Origin of the sequence: Bacteroides faecis MAJ27, from assembly GCF_900106755.1 — a bacterium.
GTDB classification, from domain to species: Bacteria; Bacteroidota; Bacteroidia; order Bacteroidales; family Bacteroidaceae; genus Bacteroides; species Bacteroides faecis.
This window is the reverse complement of record NZ_FNNN01000021.1, coordinates 63,574-85,736: the sequence shown is the minus strand read 5'-3', so window position 1 is coordinate 85,736 and position 22,163 is coordinate 63,574. Positions and strand designations below refer to the sequence as shown.

General features: G+C 46.2%; 10 protein-coding genes. 3 read left to right on the top strand and 7 right to left on the bottom strand.

Annotated features, from left to right (window positions below):
- Nucleotides 1–12: 12 nt before the first annotated feature.
- The 5 genes from BLW31_RS17350 to BLW31_RS17330 form a co-directional block, all read right to left on the bottom strand.
- A complete protein-coding gene (locus BLW31_RS17350; protein WP_010537654.1) occupies nucleotides 13–3,162 on the bottom strand; it encodes a SusC/RagA family TonB-linked outer membrane protein in 3,150 nt (1,049 codons plus the stop codon).
- A 4-nt stretch (nucleotides 3,163–3,166) separates the two neighbouring features.
- Complete coding sequence (locus tag BLW31_RS17345; RefSeq protein WP_010537655.1) at nucleotides 3,167–4,942, bottom strand: RagB/SusD family nutrient uptake outer membrane protein; 1,776 nt, start codon at nucleotides 4,940–4,942, stop codon at nucleotides 3,167–3,169.
- 12 nt (nucleotides 4,943–4,954) lie between these two features.
- Nucleotides 4,955–8,038 carry a SusC/RagA family TonB-linked outer membrane protein gene (locus BLW31_RS17340; RefSeq protein ID WP_010537656.1) on the bottom strand — a complete coding sequence of 1,028 codons (3,084 nt, stop codon included), beginning with the start codon at nucleotides 8,036–8,038 and terminating at the stop codon, nucleotides 4,955–4,957.
- Between the two features lie 19 nt (nucleotides 8,039–8,057).
- Nucleotides 8,058–10,367, bottom strand: a complete 2,310-nt coding sequence (locus BLW31_RS17335) for a LamG-like jellyroll fold domain-containing protein (protein WP_229112883.1) — start codon at nucleotides 10,365–10,367, stop codon at nucleotides 8,058–8,060.
- Between the two features lie 229 nt (nucleotides 10,368–10,596).
- Nucleotides 10,597–14,859 carry a hybrid sensor histidine kinase/response regulator transcription factor gene (locus BLW31_RS17330; protein WP_029425503.1) on the bottom strand — a complete coding sequence of 1,421 codons (4,263 nt, stop codon included), beginning with the start codon at nucleotides 14,857–14,859 and terminating at the stop codon, nucleotides 10,597–10,599.
- Nucleotides 14,860–15,014: 155 nt separating this feature from the next.
- Between BLW31_RS17330 and BLW31_RS17325 the strand changes: the two genes are divergently transcribed.
- The 3 genes from BLW31_RS17325 to BLW31_RS17315 are packed head-to-tail and all read left to right on the top strand — an operon-like array spanning nucleotide 15,015 to nucleotide 19,530.
- The gene (locus BLW31_RS17325) at nucleotides 15,015–16,556 is read left to right on the top strand and encodes an arabinan endo-1,5-alpha-L-arabinosidase (RefSeq protein WP_010537659.1); all 1,542 of its coding nucleotides are present in this window, start codon (nucleotides 15,015–15,017) and stop codon (nucleotides 16,554–16,556) included.
- Nucleotides 16,557–16,580: 24 nt separating this feature from the next.
- Nucleotides 16,581–18,563 (top strand): alpha-L-arabinofuranosidase family protein, encoded by a 1,983-nt coding sequence (locus BLW31_RS17320; RefSeq protein WP_029425504.1) that lies wholly within the window; start codon nucleotides 16,581–16,583, stop codon nucleotides 18,561–18,563.
- A 22-nt stretch (nucleotides 18,564–18,585) separates the two neighbouring features.
- Nucleotides 18,586–19,530 (top strand): glycoside hydrolase family 43 protein, encoded by a 945-nt coding sequence (locus tag BLW31_RS17315; protein ID WP_010537661.1) that lies wholly within the window; start codon nucleotides 18,586–18,588, stop codon nucleotides 19,528–19,530.
- A gap of 118 nt (nucleotides 19,531–19,648) precedes the next feature.
- On the opposite strand, the gene galK is transcribed toward BLW31_RS17315, so the two are convergent.
- Together galK and BLW31_RS17305 are read right to left on the bottom strand one after the other, a co-directional pair.
- Nucleotides 19,649–20,803, bottom strand: coding sequence for a galactokinase (gene galK, locus BLW31_RS17310; RefSeq protein ID WP_008760656.1), 1,155 nt, complete (start codon nucleotides 20,801–20,803; stop codon nucleotides 19,649–19,651).
- A gap of 42 nt (nucleotides 20,804–20,845) precedes the next feature.
- Nucleotides 20,846–22,156 carry a sugar MFS transporter gene (locus BLW31_RS17305; protein ID WP_010537662.1) on the bottom strand — a complete coding sequence of 437 codons (1,311 nt, stop codon included), beginning with the start codon at nucleotides 22,154–22,156 and terminating at the stop codon, nucleotides 20,846–20,848.
- Nucleotides 22,157–22,163: the final 7 nt, after the last annotated feature.

The window sequence follows — 22,163 nt, the reverse complement described above, 5'->3', positions numbered from 1 at the left end:
TTTATTGAATGATTAGAATCCGATATTCACACCGAACGTAAATGAACGTGTCTTGGGATATGCCCAGATATAGTTGGTCGGGTTTTCCGGATCAAAGCCTTTAGGCAGATGGCTCCAGTTGCACAGGTTGTAACCGCTGAAGTAAAGACGGCATTTCGTCATATTGACTTTAGAAATCAGTCGTGCAGGAAGCGAGTAGCCGACTTCCACATTCCGCAATGACAGGAAATCTCCGTTGACTACCCAGATGGTAGACTCATTGTACGGATAGTTCCGGTCGAGGTCACTGAAGGAAGTAGACAGACGCGGATATTTGGCGTTGATATTGCGCGGGTCTGTCGGATCATCGGTATAATATCCCCATGTGTTGGTGATTTCATGAGTGGAAGTACCTCCCCAGCCGAAACCATAGTCCATATTCTCGCGACAGGGAACGGTGCGGTTCAGATAAGCCGTCAGCACGGCACGTGCATCGAACCCTTTCCAGCTAAAACCTAAACGGATGGTCGGGATTAATTCCGGAATATTCGTGTATCCGGTCGGTACTTTGTCGTAGCTGTCTATTTTACGGTCGCCGTTCGTATCCTGGAATACGGCATTGCCGAGCTTGTATTTACCGGCAGCGTTCCACGGATATTTCTGAGGATTGGCAACAGCGTCTTCATAAGACTCCGGAATCAGGTCGGGATTACTTGCCCATTGTTTCCAGATCAGGAGCTGGCTCTGGTCGATACGGTTGCCGGTTCTTGTCTGATAAGCGTAATCGGGAGTCAGTTCATCCATTTCGGTGATCTTGTTGGTGTTGAAAGTCAGCATACCGTCGATATAGTATTCGAAATCACCGATCCGGTTGCTGTGTCCTAAAGTGACTTCGAAACCTTTCGTTTCGGCCTTGCCGTAAGAGTCTTGCGGAGCATTTACACCGAATAAGCCGGGCACGGTGGAACGGGATACCAGAATATTGGAACGCCATTCCTTGAAGAAGTCCACGGAACCGTAGATTTTCTTGTTCCACAAGTCGAAGTCAACGCCGAAGTTTGCCATGTCCGAGATTTCCCATTTGATATTCTTGTTGCCGGCTGTCGATTCATATACACCTTCCGTGTAAGATTGGGAAGTACCGAAATTATATCCGCCTCCTTCGGTGAATGTACCTTGGTACGGGTAGCGGCTGACGCCTGTCACAGCTTGTCCCGCCCGTCCGTAAGAAGCACGGAGTTTCAGGAGATTCACGAACGAGTTCTTCAGCCATGATTCTTCGGAAAGTACCCATCCCACGGAACCGCCGGGGAATGTTCCGAAGCGTTCGCCGTCGGCATAATTATCACTGCCCATACGGGAGATATTGCCGGAAAGGATATACCGGTTGTTATATACATAGGTAGCTTGCGCGTTATAAGAAAGGTAGCGGTTGGATGATTCCTGTCCGCGTACCACATTCTGATAAGTACGGATGAAAGCCTGAGCATTGACGGCATGTTTGCCGAAGGTATGTTCGTATGCCAGTCCTCCGTTCATATTGAGATTATAGTAATAGTCACGTGGAGAAGTGGTGGCATTGGGCAGTGCTTTGTATGTTCTCATGCGTTGGTATGTATATTCCGACGGGTCGTTGACATCAGCCATATAGTTATAGTAGTAGACATTGACATCGGCTTGCTGCACCTTCTGGAATGTTTCGTAAGAGTCGAAACTGAACGTCATCTTGGCTTTCAGTCCGGGAACGAGGGCATCCAGGTTTCCGGTAGCCGTTACGGTTGTATAGAGGTTACGGCGGCGGTTCTGTTCCACACCACGTCCGGCGATTTGTGCGGCACCGTTTTTACTGTCGCTGCTGGTCGGCATAAAGAATTCACCGTTCGGGCAGAATACGGGATACACCGGAAGGTTTTCGCCGGCTCCCCAGGTAAAGAGGTTCCATACGTCAATGCCCGGTTGGGAGATATTGTCGATACGTCCGCCCAAGTCCATCGATACATTCAGGAACTTGTTTACATCGATGTCGATGTTCGAACGCAGGTTATAGCGGTTCAATACTTCCTGTGTGCTGTAGCCTTCGTTCCATTCCGTCCATTTGGTGTCGAACAAACCTTCCTGGCGGAGATAAGAGAAGGAGACATAGTAGCGTGCACGTGCGTTACCGCCGCTGACAGACAGGTTGGTACGGTATTGCGGAGCTGCATCCCGCAGCATGGTGTCGTGCCAATTCGTATTGAAGTATTTGTATTTGGCCATTCCTTCCAACTGCTCACCGTTGCAGACACGACGGTAGTATTCCAAGTCTTCATCGGAATATTCGGGACTTAATCCGTCCAGGTATCGTGCCTGATTACGGCTCAGCGCATAGTTATAAGAATTCTGGCTTTCGGGGATTCCGGCAATAGTCTGGAAGCCGACTTCTTGTGTGAAGTTGATTTTAGTCTTACCGGTTTCTCCACGTTTGGTCGTTACGAGTACTGCGCCGTTGGCTCCACGCATTCCATAGATAGCGGTGGCGGCGGCATCCTTCAATATCGTAATCGATTCAATAGGGTAGGCATCGAGGAATGAGAGGTCACGTTCCACATTGTCGACGATGATCAGTGGACTGCGTGCGCTGGCATTCATGGTACGGATGCCACGGATATACATAGCCGTTTCACTCCATCCCGGTTCGGATTGCGCTTCATACGTCTCTACACCGGTGACAGTGGAGGTAAACGCATTCTGCAAAACGGTTACCGGATGTTTTTCCAGTTCTTCTCCGGTGACGATGGAGGTGGACTCTGTCACAAACTTCTTGGGTTTGCGGTTGAAAGGAAGCGGAGTTGTATGAGCATATTCATCCAGGTCGGCATCCATGACAATCTTGAAATTCTCTTCGAAGTCGGCAATGGCCGTTGTCGGCAGATAACCTACGCTGCTTACATAAAGTTCGTCGGCAGGTTTTACATTCTTCAAAGTGAAGAAACCGTCCTTGTCCGAGAGTGCGATGCGGCTTGCTTCCGCTACGTTGACCACCGCACCTGCGATAGGTTCACCCTCTGCATTTACGATTCGTCCTTTCAGGACTTTAGCATCTTGCGCCCATCCGTTGCCCAGCATGAAAGCTGTGGCTACGGTGAGCAGGATTCTTTTGAATCCTGTCTGTATGTTATTTAATTTCATCGGTTGCATATTCATTCAGTTAATTGTTCCAACCCGGGTTGTTTTCGATATTCGTTTTCCATACTTCTCCTTCCGGTATCGGGTAGAGATACATTTTCTCCGTAAATACCCGGTTCTGGGCAACTTTACGTGTATAGACAAACTTTCCGTTTTCCTTGGTAACCTCCATTCCGTAGACAGGACGTGCCAATGCTTTTTCCGCTACATTCCAGCGACGTACGTCCCATGCGCGATGATCTTCAAAAGCGAGTTCGACGGTACGTTCCTTGCGGATGAAGTTACGGCGGTCGGCAATGGTCTGAAGATCGCTGCGGTCTGTGAGTTTGGCAGTCATCCCTACACGGTCGCGGAGAGGCTGGATGGCATTCAGTACGTCGGCACGTGACCCGCCGGCTTCATTCAAGGCTTCTGCATAGTTCAATAAGATTTCCGCATAGCGGATGATAATCCAGTTACGGTAGTTGCTGCCGGTATGGTTATTGTTCAGGATCACTTCCGGAATATACTTGCGGGTATAGTATCCGGTCGGCGTTGCATTTGCATTTCCTTGCGGGTTATCCCGTTGTCCTTTGAGTACATTAATTATGCCATTACCCCAGTTCACACCGTTGTAGAGTACGGTAGCTGCCAGACGCGGGTCGCGGTTGCTGTAAGGATCATTGCTCTTGTATCCGCTGGTGTTGTTGATGGCGGGAGTGGCTGTTCCATTATAAACAGGGGCACCGGTTTCATCATAACTGCTGAAAGGAGACTGCCCGTTTGCCATATCGTACATATCCACTAAATTCTGTGACGGGCACAAACCTCCGTTGCCGCCTTCGCCTACCGGCGTATCGTTATAGATCGCTCCCCATCCTACAGCCACATCATTACGCCAGAAAATCGTTTCGTTATTTTTCTCGTCATGTGCGTTCTTCAGAATAGCATTGGTGTAGCAGGTCTTCGGATCGGTGTCGGTCGTGTAAAGTCCGTAGAGCGTTCCGTAATCCGTCATGAAGCTTTGCGCTGCATCGGCGGCTTGCTGCCAGCTGATACCCGATTCGCTTCTGAAACGGTCGCTTGCCATGTAAAGCATAATGCGGGAATACAGTGCACGAGCCATTGGCTGGCTGATACGTCCGGGGTTGCCCGATTCGGCAGAAGTAGCTTTATCCATCAATCCTTCTTCGCAATCTTTCAGTTCTTTCAGAATGAAGTCAACTACATATTCTTTCAGGGAAGGGCGGGTGGTATAGTTGCTCAGCAAGTCCCCGTCCGGATCGAGTACATCTGTCACCAGAGGGACGGGGCCGTAGCGGAGAAACATTTCCCAGTAGAAATAAGCGCGGAGGAAATGAGCTTCCGCCTTGTATTGTTTCACATAGGTAGCGTGTGCTTCTTCCGAGTCGTCCGTAGCTTTGGGCACGTCGTCGATATTCTTTAACAGCATATTGCATTTGCGGATACCCCGGTAATAGTGTTCCCATGTGTCGGTGAGTTCAGTGGCGGCACTGCTGGCATAATAGTTACCGATGTTGAAACTTGTACGCGTGCCGCCGCTGGCGTAGCTGGTTTCGGCTAAGTCGGTGGCTGCATCCATCCATGAGTTGTTGATGCGGCAGGCACCGTGGCGCAGGAAGTTGTAAGTATCGAAATGGAACTCGCGGGTAGTAGTCCACTGGCTGAATACCTCTTCTTCTGTCAGTTCGTTGCTGGGCTGTTTGTCCAGAAAACCACCGAATATATCTTCACAGGAAGTCAGGGCGATTCCGGCGGTTGCCAACCAAAAGGCGGTATATATGATTGTCTTTTTCATGTCTTATATCTGTTAGAATTTAATGTTTACACCAAAGTTTACCGTCTTCATAATCGGGTAACGGTTGGAACCTTCACTTTCCGGATCGCAAAGACCATCCAGTTTATCCCATGTGATGAGATTGTTTGCATTCACATAGACGCGGCATTCGTTCATGGCTACTTTTCTGATCCATCGGGCCGGAAGCGAGTAGCTTAGTTCGATATTCTTCAGACGGAGGAAGTTACCGTTTTTCAGGAAGAACGAGTTTTTACGCTGGTTATGGTCACCGTAGCTGTCATAATGGAGCAGCGGATAGCTGGCATTGGCAAGGTTGTATGCTTCCGACTGGTTGGGATTCCAGCGGTTCAGATGATGTTCTTTTACCTTACCGCCATTCACGAAAGCGTACATTGCCTCTGCATCATAATATCTGGAAACATGATCTACTCCCTGAAACATGATGCTGAATCCGATGCCTTTGTATTCGCATCCCAGAGACAAGGCGTAAGTGTTTTCGGGAACATCGCTATAGCCGATAAATGTTTCATCACGGCTGTCGATAAATCCGTCTCCGTTCATATCACGGTATTTCAGGTCGCCTGCCTGTACGTTGCCGAAAGTAGAAACCGGAAAATCGGGGTTGTTCAGGTCGGCTTGGGTCACAAAACCATCGCACACCAGACCGAAGTATTGGTTGATCGGATGACCTTCCTGTTTGCGATATGCTGTCTTTGTGGCGGGTTCGTCCATGTTCCGGATTTCATTGCGGGCGTGTGAGAAAGTCAGACTTGCATTATAGGTAAAGTCCTTTCCGATATGGTTCGCATGTTTCAGTTCGATTTCGAAGCCCTTGTTGTTGGTCTCTCCCAGATTGCCGGCAGCCATATTGACGCCTACCCATTGCGGACGGGTGAGGTAAGGAGTCAGGATATCGTTTCTCTTTTCGTAGAATACGTCGATATTACCGTTCAACAGTCCGTTCCATAAACCAAATTCCAGTCCCAGGTTGTATTTGTGAGCACGCTCCCAAGTCACTGCATAGTTAGGGTACTGGCTTTCATAGATACCGGTATATCCGGTTGTTCCGAAGTGATAGTCGTTGGCTATCTGTGTCCACACTGCCTGATACAGGAAACGTTGTTTTACGCCATTCACTTTGTATACATCGTTACCTACTTCACCATAGGATGCACGGATTTTCAGATTGTTCAGCCAGTCTTCCGTTCCTTTCATGAAAGCTTCGTTGCTGATTCTCCATCCTACGGAGAAAGAAGGGAAGAAACCGAAGCGTCTGCCTCGCATGAAGTTTTCCGAACCGTTATAGCCGAAGTTGACTTCTGCCAGGTAACGGTCGTCGTAGCCGTATGTGGCACGCCCTACCAGTCCTTGGTAGCGTTCGGCAAGGTCTGCCTGATAACGGTAGTCATTCTGGTTGTACAGTGCCATAGCGGTGATATCATGTTTCCCGAATTTGCGTGCCCAGTTCAGCTGGAATTCCATATAAAGTTTATAAGTAGTAGTCTGGTTATTGCCCAGATAAGCAAGTTCCGTATCTGTATTGAACTGGGTATAAGCGTCTATTGAATTATAATTAGTACGGTCATTCAGCTCATAAGTGGCAAAGTCGGCATTGAAAGCACGCATATAGTAAGCGTCGTAGTCGAAAGATACCATTCCTTTTGCTGCCAGCCCTTTGGTGAGCCAGTCCATCTTATAATCCACAATGAAATTTGTTTCATTGATCGTATTGGTGGAGCGGTAGAAACCGGCTTTGGCTAAACGTGCTACGATATTATTCTGATATTGTGAGCTGCCGCTATATAATGTCTTTTGGTCTTCGCCTTCACCCACGGTGTAGGATACCGGGAACAACCATCCCGGAGTATGATTCATTTCGTAAAAAGCCTGACTGTAGGATCCGTCCCTCGCTTCATTCGAGTTCGGGCCTCTGCGTTCTTCGAAACGTGTTCCGAAGTTGACTGAAAGAGTCAGGTCTTTGGTCATCAGAAAGTCGAGATTGGCACGGAAAGCGAAACGCTTGAAGCTTGAGTTCGACTTGTTTCCGTATTCGTCCTGACTGAATTCCTTGAACAATCCCTGTTGGTTGTAATATTCGGCAGAAGTAAAGTAACGCATACGTTTGGTACCGCCCTGTATGTTGACATTGTAGCGTTGTGCCGGTGCACTGTTGCGCAAAACGGTGTCATACCAGTCTACATTCGGGTAGAGGAGGGCATCGATTCCGCTAAGTTGTCCGGCTGAGGCTCTTTTATACATTTCGATATCGGATGCCGAATATTGAGAAGGTAGTCCGTCATTAGCCAGCGCTTCTTCCAATAATACAACCGAATTGTAAGAATCCAGATAAGTATCCTGGCGGGTAGGGGACTGTATTTGCCAGTTGGCGGTCAGGCTGACGGTCGGTTTCTGTTCCTTACCACGCTTCGTTGTAATCAGCATCACACCGTTTGCACCACGTACACCATATACGGCAGTAGCGGAAGCATCTTTCAACGTAGAGATCGATTCGATATCATCCGGAGCAATCTGTGAGAACTCGCGTTCTACGCCGTCTACCAGAATCAACGGTTGGTTGTCTCCTGCGAAAGAAGCACGGCCACGGATATAAATCTTCATATCGTCAGCCCCCGGCGCACCGGAAGTCTGAGAAGTGATTACACCCGAAATCTTACCGGCAATCGCCTGTGAAATATTGGCTGCCGGAGATTTCAACAGTTCTTTGGAAGAAACCTGCGAGATGGCACCTACCACACTCTCTTTCTTCTGTGCACCGTAGCCGACTACTACGACTTCATCCAGCACTTCCGTGTCTTCCTCCATAGTGATATTCAGTTTCGTCTTGTTGGCTACAGGAATTTCCTGTGTCTTATAGCCGATATAACTGATTTGTAACACGGCTTTCGGTCCGACCGTCAGTTTGAAGTTACCGTCAAAGTCGGTAATGGTTCCGTTCGTAGTTCCTTTTTCAAGTATGCTTGCACCAATGGCGGCTTCGCCTTTGGTATCAACTACCCGTCCGGTGATCTGCTTGTTCTGCGCATACACCCATTGGCTGAATGTAGCGAGGCAGAGTATCAGTATAAAATTCTTCATGTATACTAAACTTTAAGGTTTAATTCTTTTTCTTTTTCATAATAGCCTGTATCTCATCGATTGTCAGTGCTTTGTTGTAGATAGCGATGTCGTCGAACATAAATCCGGGATCCGGATCGCCCCATGTCCATGCCTGATTTCCGCCCAATGAGATGTATTTCAAGTCTGCACCGTTGGTGAATATTCCGGAGATGGTATTGCCGTCACCGCTGCCTGATACTGTCCATGAATTAGCGACTTCTCCGTCGAGGTAGATTTTGCAGGTGGTAGTCGTGAGAACAGCTGTGTAAAGATGCCATTCATGATCCTTCAGCCAGTCTTCCTCACAAACGATTCCATCTGCTGCATATTCCGAACAATAAACGGTGTTGACACCTTTCTCGTTCTGTGCGGCGGTGAAGTCTGTCCATCCGTTACAGTTTATTTGGGCGAGTCCGCGGGATTGCAGGACAAACAATGGCCATATATTCTCTGATCCTGCTGACGGCTCATTTCCGTACGCTGTGAACAGCGGTGAATAACGGTAATCATCCGACCCTCCGGCATTCTTGGCATTCACCCATACACTGATACTCACTTCCTGAGATTCTACGGAGTGGGAAAGAGCATCCTGAGGCAACATCAGATAATTAGTGCCTTTAGAGCCGGCTACGTTCTGGAATATTTGTCCGAAACCTTTGTCTTCCACTGAAACTATTTTGCCCGAACCTACGATTTTTGCATCTCCGGCTCCTTCTTCAAAGGTATTGATGTAGACGGGAGTCGGCAGAGCCAATGTCTTGTCTTCCATAATCTGCTTGATCTGTTCCGGAGACAATTCTTTGTTATAGACTGCGAAGTCGTCAAACATGAATCCCGGATCGGGATCGCCCCAGTCGAACGCCTGATTTCCGCCTAAAGTGATGTATTTGTAGTTGGCACCATAAATGAATGCACCTTCAATTGTATTGTTATCTCCGGTACCTGCTACCTGCCATTCGTTCTTCAGTTCGCCATCCATATATACTTTGGCGGAAGTAGCGGTGAGAGTTACTGTATAGTAATGCCACCCATGATCGGCTAACCAGTCAGTGGCGTCATGATATAGAGCATTGGTACCATTTACATTCTGTGCATCATCAAAGTTGCACCATCCGGCATTATTCAGTTGTAATGTTCCTCTTACATACAATGCAAACATAGGCCAGTTGTCTGTATTGGCAGTACCTGCTATGCCCGGTGCCTGTCCGTGAGCGCTGAATAATGGTGACCACATATAAGTGGATGAGATTCCGGCATCCTTCGCATTCACCCACATACCGATAGACATTTCCTTCGTTTCGGCAGAATGTGACATAACATCTTCCGGAAGCAACAAGTAATTCTGACGCATTCCTCCGGGGATATTCTTGAATACGGTTCCGAAGGCGCTATTATCATCTGTAACAAAGCTGCCACCGCCAATGATCTGTAGTCCGGTAGTCGTTTCGAAAGTAGCTTGATAAACAGGATCCGGCACATATACTCCGCCACCGATATTCGGTCCCTGAGCATCGCTGTCCGAGAAGGTATTTGTCCAGATCTTCAGATCATCGTAATAGGCTTCGGCTGTTTCCGTATCCGAACCATAGCCTAAATATATATAGGTGGCAGATGACAATAAATCGATCATATTGGAATAATCGAAGTCACCTACGCTCACAGCCCTTGTCTTTCCGGAACTGATGCTGGCATGGTTGTTGGTATCGTATTTCTTGGTGCCATCGATATAAATGGCGTATCCTTTCCCTGTGAAAGTCAAGGCAACATAATGCCATGTCCCGTAAGGTATTGCGTTCGTTACACTGACTTCCGGATCATTTACGTCCAGATAGCCTCCTGTGCCGGTATAGCTCAGAAAAGCATTTGCAGTGAAATACAGTTTGTTCGTTCCATCACTGAAAGAGATCAGTGCACCTGTATGGTCTGTTTTAGTCGGCTTTACGAAAAAACTGAATGAGACTCCTGTCTGGATATCTGCACCGATAAGAGGGTTGGGAATGCGGAGATATCCGCCGTTGGCGTGCATAACTCCACTTTCTCTTTCGTCATCCTGTACGATTTCCGGTATCTCCTGATCTGCACTGTATGCAAAACCTTCTCCCGATACAGGTGTTTCGCCTTCGGTGGCAGTAGAGTTGAAATCTTCGTCAAATGTAAATTCAGCTATTAATTTAGCGGAGGTATCCGGCTTTGCCGGAAGTTTTTGATTTCCTGCCGGTGGATCGGCTTCTCCCCAATCCTGACAAGAACTCATGCTGAGAACGGTAAGAATTGCCATAAGTAGTAACGGCCATTTCCTTGTCTTCATAGATATTGATATTAATGGTTCAACAATAATTCTACTCGTTGTAGTGTCGCAAAAATACAACCGATGAGTATATTAAAGGTGGACAAATGAATTTTCGAGGTGGATAAACGACTATATAAGTGTCTTTTTTACACTTCGAGTATAATCTCGGATGGATGTCTCTTAAAATCAGCTCATTTAAAGACGAAGGGCTGCTATCATTGTTTCATAATAGCAACCCTTATATCAGTTATTCTTCGTTATTCAGCAGTGCGCTTGGTGTCACATTGAAATGTTTCGTGAAGCATCTTGTAAAATATTTGGGATCATTGAATCCTACTTCGTAGGCAACTTCCGCTATATTCATATTCTTTGTTTCCCGATTCTTCAGAATCAATTCCCGTGCGATGTTCAGTCTGTAATTCCGGATGAACTGTCCGGCGGACTGACCGATTAAGTTTTGCAGTTTTTTGTTCAGCAGGCTTTTGCTTACCCCGACGGCTTCACAAAAATCGCTGACTTCGAAATACGAGTTTTTGTAGTTCTCTTTGATAACCTCCATTATCTGATTGAGGAACTTCTTATCACCGGATTCTTCTTCCATATTGAGTATGTCCACGTCCATATCAAGTGTAAATTTACGCTGATATCGTTTCCGGTTCTCCAGAATATTTTGAATACGGGTCAATAATAATGTTTCATCAAAAGGTTTCAGCAGATATTCGTCCACTCCCATACGATAGCTTTCCAGTCGGGCTTCTTGTGAGGTTTTGGCAGTCAGCATCAGGAAAGGAATATGCGAAATGGCAAATGTTTCCTTTACCTTTCGGGACAGCTCGATTCCGTCCATGACAGGCATCATCAAATCACTGATAATAAAGTCTATTGGATTACTGTTAAGTATATGTAGCGCTTCTTCGCCATTTGCAGCTTCCAGCACATGATACTGTTCACGAAGAATAGAGCGGATATATCCCCGCATATCAGCATTATCCTCCACAACCAGCATATTTAAAGCTTCTTTCTCTTTGGGAGAGCCGTAATCCTGAACAGGGATTGAGGACGAATCGTTGTGATCAATAATGATTGTCTTTTCGTCTTTTCCTTCTTCCCGTTGCAAGGGGAGGAGGATGCGGAAAGAGCATCCTGCATGACGGTTATTGAATGCTTTGATCTCTCCGCCGTGCATTTGTACAATCCGCTTGCAGAGGTATAAACCGATGCCAGTGCCTGCTTGTCCGTATACCGGATATTTCACTTGATTCTGCGACTGGTAGAAACGGTTGAAAATTCGGTTGAGGTCTTCTTCAGGGATGCCCGAACCACTGTCTTTGACGCAAATATACAGAGTCTCCTTTTCACTGTCTTTGGCGAAAAAAGCAGATAGGTAGAGAGACACAGTTCCCCCGTTCGGAGTAAACTTGATAGCGTTACTCAACAGATTGGTGACCACCTTACGCATTGCTTCCTCATCGTACAAAATCTCCGGCATCTCCATCCGGTAATAGCGTTTGAGCACAATGTTCCGCTCTTGGGCGAATACTTCAAACGGAGTGATCAGTGAATCGATAAATTTCAGAAAATTTCCCCGAGTCTTCACAATCTCCAGTTTGCCGGACTCTACCTTCCGGAAATCCATCAACTGATTGACGAGAGACAATAGATATTTGGAATTGCGTTCTACGAAGTTTAATTGCTCAATGACTTGCGGATTGTAGCTTAATTTCAATGCACGTTCGATAGGACCGATAATGAGAGTAATCGGCGTGCGGAATTCGTGGGTAATATTCGTAAAGAATGAAATCTTGTCAAGCGTCAATTCCTGCACTTTGCGGGACATACGAATCAGTTGTGCCTTCTGCCTCGTGATTTTCTCATTCTGCTGAATCAGCATCTGATTTTGGCGCGACAGTTCTTCCGTTTGATTCTCTAACAGATGCTTCTGCTGTTCCAGTTCATGAGTGCGCTCTTCTACCGTGCGGTGCAGATATTCTTTCTGCCGTTTCAGATTGCGGATGCGCCATTGATAGAATTGCCATACACTGACAGACAACAATGCGATGGTGAGTAGAATGAACCATACAGTTTTATAGAAATAAGGTACAATCGTAATCTTCAGTTCCGTTATGTTTTCTCCTTCGTTTTCACCGTCAGGAGTATATCTGACTTGTAAAGCATATGAACCGGGAGGTAAATTCGTATAACTGGCAAAACGCCGGTTCCCCGGAACCTGTACCCATTTATCGTCAAAACCGACCAGACGATAACTGTATATGGCTGTATTGTTTGACTCAAAGTTGAGCGCTGCAAATTCGAGTGAGAAAGATTTTTCTTTTTCATGCAGCCTCAGTTCCGTCGTTATGGCAATGTCTTCCGACAGGTATTCGCTGCCCGGCAATATTTCTTCATTACCTATCCGCAGGCGGGTGAAACGGACTTTGGCAGCCGGAAGAGACGCCGCCGGACGATTGCTTTCGATTGCAACCAATCCGCCTACACTGCCGAAATAGAGTAAGTCATGAGAAGAACCGCATGAGGCGTTCCAATAAAACTGTGTGTCAATCAGACCATCCTGTATGGTATAGTTAATGAAGCGATTCTCTGCCTGATGATAACAGGAGAGTCCATTATTGGTGCTGATCCATAAGTTACCGTTGTTATCTTCCAGTATTCCCCGAACACTGTTGTTCGGTAGTCCTTGCGCTGTGCTATAAGAGATAAACTGTTCTTTTCCTTGAGCATCGATTTTTCGTTGATAAATGCCATATCCGTTACTGCCTAGCCATAAAGTACCGTCCTTACCTTCATAAAAGCAGGTTATTTTCTCAATCAGGCGGGAGGACGGATCGTCCAGTTTGTAGTTCAGGTGCCTGTACTGGAATTCTCCTTTGGAGGAACGGGAATGCAAATCGATGATATAAACCCCTTCCAGACAACCGACCCAGAGTTTACCCTCCTTATCGATGATAGAACCGATACAGCCATGGATATTTTCAGCAATCTTATCCGGTAATGGAGCAGTTATCTCTTTTTTTATCGGATCATAAAAATAGAGTCCTTGATTGGCGCCTATCCATATACCTTTATTAATAGGGTCATAATTCAATACCCCAATAAAATTAATCGGAAAGCCTCCGCTGGTCTGTGAGGAAATCACCTCCTGTATCTGTCGGGGAGCTTTCAGATCAAGCAGGTTGAGACCTCCTCCCCATGTGCCAATCCATAGGTGGTTGTCGGCATCGGAAGTCAGGGCACTGACGGAATTGTGACTCAGTCCTCCGTGTTCACGTGTATAATGGGTAAAATCTTCGCTGTTCCGTTCTTTTCTGTTCAGTCCGCCTTCCACTGTCCCTACCCATAAGGTTCCGTATGCATCTTCATAAATTGCATTGACAGGATTATAGGATAGACTTGACGGGTTTTCCTTGTCATGTCGGTAGCTCCGTATCGATAGTTGTCGTGGATTTAACAGATTGATACCTCCGGTTTCCGTACCGAACCAGATATGCTCTCCATCAGTCAATATGCAATTAATAAAGTTGCTGTTCAGCAGATTGGTACCGCCATTCGGAAGGTCACAGGCTATACGTTCAAAATTATCCGTCATCGGGTTGTAGATATTAATGCCACGTAGCGTCGCGACGATTAACTGTTTGTCGCTGGTGATAGCTAAACTTGTCAGGTAATTTTGCGATAGCGAATAGGAATTGCCGGAATCATGCTCATATCGTTTTATCACATTGCCGCTTTTATTATAACGGAATAGTCCGCGGTCACTGGAGATCCAGACTTCATTCTCTTTGCAGAGGAAATCCGAAATATAAGTTCCCGTTTCGAACTTCAGGCAGTCGGCTATGGGGATGGTTATCAGTCTCTTTTGCGGACTTAATGCCACTTTTCGTATTTCTCCATTGTTTCCCATCCATATTTTTCCATCCTCGTCAATGTCTTTCAGAGCAATGTCCGGACCATTCAGATAGACGGGACTGAGGGTAGACAGGATTTGCACTTCTCCTTTGTCATTGAATTCGATACGGTGAAGGGCATTGTCGCAATGAAGCCAGATACAGCCTTGCGTATCTTTCATGATACGGGTAGCCGGTAGTTCCAGTATCTTTGGAAGTATCCCTTTCGGGTCACGGGGGATAATCGGTTTTAAAGTGGATAAGTCAATAATATCCGTTCCCCCTTCGGAGACGATCCAAAGGCGTTGGAAGGCGTCTTCACAGACATTGCGTATAAAGTTGCTTTTTAGTTTGCATTGGTGATTATTGGGAGTGTAGTTTACAAACTCATAGCCATCATAACGGGAAAGCCCGCCTCCGGCAGTCGAAATCCACATAAATCCCCGGCTGTCTTTGTACAGATCGTCGATAAAATTATGTGGAAGCCCCTCGTTCATGGTCACATACGTAATATTATAGCGGTCGGCAAAACGTTCCTGTGCCCGAACCTGCCCGGCCAGTGAACAGATACTATATATTATAAGGTATATAAGTAGGTGTTTTTTCATATATGTACGTATTAATAAGGGCAAAGTTAGAAGAATCTCTTCAATCACAAAAATGAGAAGAACTTCTTTTCAGCAGATTATCGGATTGTCCACCAATCGTGTTCGTATGTCCACCTTTCATAGGGGAAACGGGACGTATTTTTGTAGCATAATTGATGAACGAATACACAGATATTATGAAAAACTTGTTTTTGCCAGTTCTTTTAGTAGCAGGCAGCTTCTTTGCAAGTTGCACTTCTGCCGTGTTTACTCCGACTCCTTCTGCTAATCCTTGGGATGATAATTATTTATCAGTAGCCAAAATGGAAGATTACCGTCAATGGGGAACATACAATGTACACGATCCGTCCTGCCGGAAGTTGGGCGACTATTACTATATGTATTCTACAGATGCAATTTTCGGTGAAAACCGGAAAGAGGCGAGAGAGAAAGGCGTGCCGTTGGGATTTATCCAGATGCGCCGTTCCAAGGATCTGGTACACTGGGAGTTTCTGGGATGGGCATTTCCGGAAATACCGGAAGAAGCTGTCCAATGGGTACAATCTCATGCGAATGGGCAGGGAGCAACTAATATCTGGGCACCATATATCATTCCTTATAAAGATAAATACCGCCTCTATTATTGCGTATCCGCATTCGGACGTAAGACATCCTATATCGGACTTGCCGAATCAACTTCTCCCGAAGGGCCGTGGACGCAGAAGGGCTGTATCGTTAAAACAGATGATTCTACCGCGATGAATGCCATCGATCCAAGTGTTATAGCTGACGAGAGTACCGGTAAATGGTGGATGCACTACGGCTCCTTCTTCGGTGGTCTGTATTGCGTCGAACTGAATCCGGAAACCGGATTGGTTTTAAACGAAGGCGATTGGGGCCACCTTGTAGCACGACGTGCCAACTATCGGAAGGATAATCTCGAAGCACCGGAAATTATCTATCATCCGGAGCTGAAACAATATTATCTTTTCACTTCCTATGATCCGCTGATGACGACTTATAATGTACGTGTCAGCCGTTCGGATGCCGCCGAAGGTCCGTTTACAGACTATTTCGGTAAGGCAGTGAAGGATACAACCAATAATTTTCCGATACTGACCGCACCATACCGTTTTGAGAATCATACCGGATGGGCGGGTACTGCACATTGTGCTGTCTTTTCAGATAATGAGGGAAACTATTTTATGGCGCATCAGGGACGTCTGTCACCGCAAAATCAGTTAATGGTGTTGCATATACGGCAGTTGTTCTTCACTCCCGAAGGCTGGCCAGTCGCTTCTCCCGAGAGATATGCAGGGACTGCTTCGCGTCAATTCAGCAAAGAAGATCTGGTCGGTGAATGGGAAATCATACGAGTGCAGGAACCGGCATACGAACGTCAGCTGGAAGCCGGACAGATTTTATGGGGAGAAGGAGAACTGAAAGAGAAGGAGTGGAACCTGTCCACCCGAATGACTTTGGCAAAAGACGGCACGTGCAAAGGGCAGATGACCGATAACGAATGGAATATAGTTCAAATGAATGGAAAATGGTCCTTTTTGACCGAAAAACATCTATTAATGGTAGATTTGAACTCGGAGAAGATTGAGAATCTGGTTATCTTTGCAGGACACGATTGGGAGAACGAAACCGAAACAATTCTCTTTACCGGACTCGATAGCCGGGGACGTTCTGTCTGGGGAAAAAGAATCAAATAACTATATATAATTTTATTGAAAACCATGAGAAGATACACAGAATTACTGGCTGCATTAGCCTTATCTACCGGCATGGCACTTCATGCACAAACCAATGAAATGGTGATCCAGGCTAAGAAGTTGGGTGCTGAAATCCAGCCGACAATGTACGGACTCTTTTTTGAAGACATCAATTATGCTGCCGATGGCGGACTTTATGCCGAACTGGTAAAGAACCGTTCATTCGAATTTCCCCAGCGTCTGATGGGATGGAAGACTTATGGAAAGGTGACTTTGCAGGATGACGGTCCTTTTGAACGCAATCCGCATTATGTGCGTCTTGATAATCCGGGACATGCCCACAAGCATACCGGACTGGATAATGAAGGCTTCTTCGGCATCGGGGTTAAGCAAGGTGAAGAATACCGCTTCTCTGTGTGGGCACGTCTGCCGCACGGAGGTACAGGTGAAAAGATACGTGTGGAACTTGTAGATACCAAATCTATGGGCGAACATCAGGCTTTTGCCTCTCAGACACTGACCATTGATTCCAAAGACTGGAAGAAGTATCAGGTAATCTTAAAAGCGGGTGTTACCAATCCCAAAGCAACGCTTCGTATTTTCCTTGCTTCCCAGGGTACGGTAGACTTGGAGCATATTTCCCTTTTTCCTGTCGATACTTGGAAGGGACATGAGAACGGTCTTCGCAAAGACCTTGCACAGGCTTTGGCGGATATTCATCCGGGAGTCTTCCGTTTCCCCGGTGGTTGCATCGTTGAAGGTACGGATCTCGAAACCCGTTATGACTGGAAGAAATCCGTGGGGCCGGTAGAAAACCGTCCATTGAACGAAAATCGTTGGCAATATACCTTTACCCATCGTTTCTATCCGGATTATTATCAAAGCTACGGACTGGGATTCTATGAATATTTTCTTCTTTCTGAAGAAATGGGAGCGGCACCGCTTCCGATCCTGAACTGCGGACTTGCCTGTCAGTATCAGAACAATGAAGAAAAAGCTCACGTAGCAGTTTGCGACCTGGACAGCTATATTCAGGATGCACTCGATCTGATCGAATTTGCCAATGGAGACGTGAACACGACTTGGGGGAAAGTACGTGCCGATATGGGACATCCGGCATCTTTTAATTTGAAATATCTGGGCATCGGTAATGAACAGTGGGGAAAAGAGTATCCCGAACGTCTCGAACCGTTTATCAAGGCTCTTCGCAAGGCGCATCCGGAAATCATGATTGTAGGCAGTTCCGGCCCGAACTCCGAAGGAAAAGAATTCGATTACCTGTGGCCTGAGATGAAACGTCTGAAAGCTGATCTGGTAGACGAACACTTCTACCGTCCCGAAAGCTGGTTCCTCAGTCAGGGAGCACGCTATGATAACTATGACCGCAAAGGACCGAAAGTATTTGCCGGCGAATATGCTTGTCACGGAAAAGGAAAGAAATGGAACCACTTCCATGCTGCCTTGCTCGAAGCAGCCTTCATGACCGGATTGGAACGCAATGCCGATATCGTACATATGGCTACTTATGCGCCGCTTTTCGCTCATGTGGAGGGATGGCAATGGCGTCCGGACATGATTTGGTTTGATAATCTTAACTCGGTGCGTACCGTAAGTTATTATGTGCAGCAGCTGTACGCACAGAACAAAGGAACGAATGTACTTCCTCTCACTATGAACAAGAAACCGGTAACGGGGGCGGAAGGACAAAACGGACTTTTTGCCAGTGCAGTCTATGATAAGGATAAGAACGAACTGATTGTCAAAGTAGCTAATACTTCCGATAAGACACAGCCTGTATCCTTGACTTTCGAAGGTCTGAAAAAGCAGGATGTATTGTCCGAAGGACGTTGCATCACTCTTAGCTCACTCGATCAGGACAAAGATAATACGCTTGAACAACCGTTTGCCATCACTCCGCAGGAGACACCGGTAACGATCAATGGTCATGCGTTAACCACCGAACTCGGACCGAACACATTTGCAGTTTATAAATTCACGAAGAAATAAAATGAATAGCGTTAAACTAGTTATGATTTCATGCGCATTGGCAGCCTTTTCCGGGCTGTCTGCGCAGAATGACACTACTTTTGTAGCCAATGGCAATCCCATCATAAAATATAAATATACAGCCGATCCGGGTGCTATGGTGCATGACGGTAAGGTGTACATTTATGCCGGACATGACGAATGTCCTCCTCCCAGAGAACATTACCAGTTGAATGAATGGTGTGTATTCTCGTCTCCCGATATGAAGACATGGACGGAGCATCCAGTTCCTTTGAAAGCCAAAGATTTCAGTTGGGCAAAAGGGGAAGCATGGGCTAGTCAGGTGATAGAACGTGACGGAAAGTTCTATTGGTATGTGACAGTGGAACATGGCACTATTCACGGAAAATCCATCGGTGTAGCCGTATCTGATTCGCCTGTCGGTCCTTTTGTGGATGCCCGTGGTTCCGCACTGATCACCAATGATATGACGACCGAATTTACCAAGATCTCCTGGGAAGATATCGACCCGACTGTTTTTATTGACGACGACGGACAGGCATATCTTTATTGGGGGAATACCCAATGCTACTATGTCAAACTGAAAAAGAATATGATTGAGCTGGATGGTCCTATCGTACCGGTTCATCTGCCCCGATATACGGAAGCTCCGTGGATACATAAGCGTGGAGAGTGGTACTACCTTTCATATGCTTCTGAATTTCCGGAAAAGATATGTTACGCCATGAGCCGTAGCATTACCGGACCTTGGGAATACAAAGGCATCCTTAATGAGATAGCCGGCAATTCCAATACCAATCATCAGGCTATTATCGAGTTCAAGGGCGACTGGTATTTCATTTATCATAATGGAAGCATCAATACAGCCGGAGGCAGTTTCCGTCGTTCTGTCTGCATAGACCGCTTGTATTATAACGAGGATGGTACCATGAAACGCATTCAGATGACAACGGAAGGCGTACAATAAACAGTAAATTATAGGGTTAGGTTAGATAATAGGTTTTAGCTTTTTTGTTAATTGAAAAGTAAGGGCGTCCTTCCATTCCGGAAAGACGCCCTTCTTATTTATTCTGATGAATAATAGCTTATTCTACTCTGCGAGAACCGTCACCGATTACCACATCGTATACTTTCGGACTTCTGCCGAATTTAGCTTTGAAAGCTTCTTTTGTCTTTTCAACGAAGTTGTCATACAGTTCGTTCTTGACAAGGTTGATAGTACAACCACCGAAGCCGCCACCCATTACGCGTGAACCGGTTACACCATATTCTTTAGCGCAATCGTTCAGGAAGTCAAGTTCTTCGCAGCTCACTTCGTACAATTTACTCATACCGTGGTGAGTTTCGTACATCTTCTGACCTACTGTTTCGTAATCGTCTTTTTCCAGCGCGTCGCAAACGTCAAGTACGCGTTGGATTTCTTCGATTACATATTCGGCACGCATATAGTCTTCAGCACTGATGTCAGCCTTAGCTTCTTCCAGCATATCCATTGTACAGTCGCGCAGGAATTCTACGTGCGGATGTTTTTTCTGGATAGCAGCAACAGCAGCTTCGCAGCTCTGACGACGCTTGTTGTAAGCAGAAGAAGCCAGTTCGTGTTTCACTACTGAATCCATCAATACCAGGCGATAACCTTCCGGATGGAATGGGAAATACTGGTATTCCAGTGAACGGCAGTCCAGACGGATCAAGCTGCCTGCTTTACCAAATACAGAAGCGAACTGGTCCATGATACCGCAGTTTACACCGCAATAGTTGTGTTCAGTAGCCTGACCCACTTTAGCCAATTCAAATTTATCGATCTTACCTTCACCGAACAGTTCGTTCAGAGCGAAAGCATATGTACTTTCCAAAGCAGCTGAAGAAGACATACCGGCACCCAGAGGCACATCACCGGAGAAAGCAGTATTGAATCCTTTCACGTCTACGCCACGTTTGATCATTTCACGGCATACACCGAAAATGTATCTTGCCCAGCTTGCGCGGGGAGCATCCTCTTCGTTCAGGCCAAATTCTACATAATCTTTCAGGTCGATAGAATAAGCTCTTACTTTGTCAGTGCCGTTCGGTTTGATTTCAGCAAGCATACCTTTGTCCACAGCTCCGGGGAATACGAATCCACCGTTGTAGTCAGTATGTTCGCCAATCAGGTTGATGCGACCCGGAGAGGCATATATAAATCCTGTAGTTCCATCAAAATGCTTAATGAAGCGACTTCTTACGTGTTCTATATCCATGATAAATCAATTTTATAAGGTGAATAAATTAAATTCAGAGTTTTATTCTACTGGAATATCTTTATTTACATTTTTGCAACCTACCAGACCGTAGTACAGCAAGTATGCCAGAGCAATGATGATTACCCAGTAACTTGGCATGAAACCGGCAACGTCAGCTACCCATCCCTGGATAACAGGCAGGATACCTCCACCACATACCAATACCATAAACAGACCGGAAGCAGCAGCAAGATATTTACCCAATCCTTCTACAGCAAGGTTGAAGATACCACCCCACATGATAGAAGTACAGAAACCGACTAATACTAAGTACATAGCGTTGATGGGCACTTCTGCAAAACCGAATGACAAACCGCCGGTTGCACTTTGTTGAAGTACAGGCAGATTAACCAATGTTCCTGTAGAAGAGAAGATGGCAAGGAATACTAAAATCAATCCCAGTCCAGATGTAAATGTAAGCATCGCTTTACTGGAAACTTTTGCACCGAGTGAAGCACCGGCCAGACGACCGATCAACATCAGGAACCAATAAGTTCCTACTACGAAACCGGAGATAGTAGAAGCGATACCGGCACCGCCTTTTTCTACAGGGTCAGTAAGGAACAGGTTCAGAGTACCCGGTACACCTACTTCAATACCTACATATACAAAGATAGCGATAGCACCTAATACAAAGTGACGGAACTTCAAAGCACCTTTCATCAGTGTGCTGATCGGTTCAGTTGTAGTAGCAGCGTTGGGTTCCGGAATACGTACAAACAAAAGTACGAAGAAAGCGAAAGCGAACACAGCCATTGCAGTGTACATTACAGGGAAAATCTGAGAAATAGTAGCTTTTTCGATAGATCCGGCGATCAAGATACCAACGAACATCGGAGTAATGGTAGCCATTACTGAGTTGAAAGAGCCGCCCACCTGGATAAGCTGGTTACCTTTGTTACCTTCGCCACCCAGTTTGTTCAACATCGGGTTTACTACAGTGTTAAGCAAACACATAGAGAAACCTGCTACGAATGCACCAATCAAATAAACGGCAAAAGCCATTTCCGGGCTTGAATGACCGGACAGGAATTGGATACCTACGCCGATAAAACCGATAGCTACTGCGATGAGGGCTGTTTTCTTATATCCTACACGTTGCAACAAGATACCGCTCGGGATACCCATTACTGCGTAAGCTATAAAGTTACCGAAGTTTCCCAGCATACCCAAGGCATTGGATACGTCGAATTGATTCTTCAGCACAATACCCATAGGAGCTGCGAGGTTAGTAACGAATGAAATCATACCGAAAAGGAAAATCATCGTGATAATGGCAATGATTTTTCCATTCTTTTTTTCTTGTGTCATGGTTCTA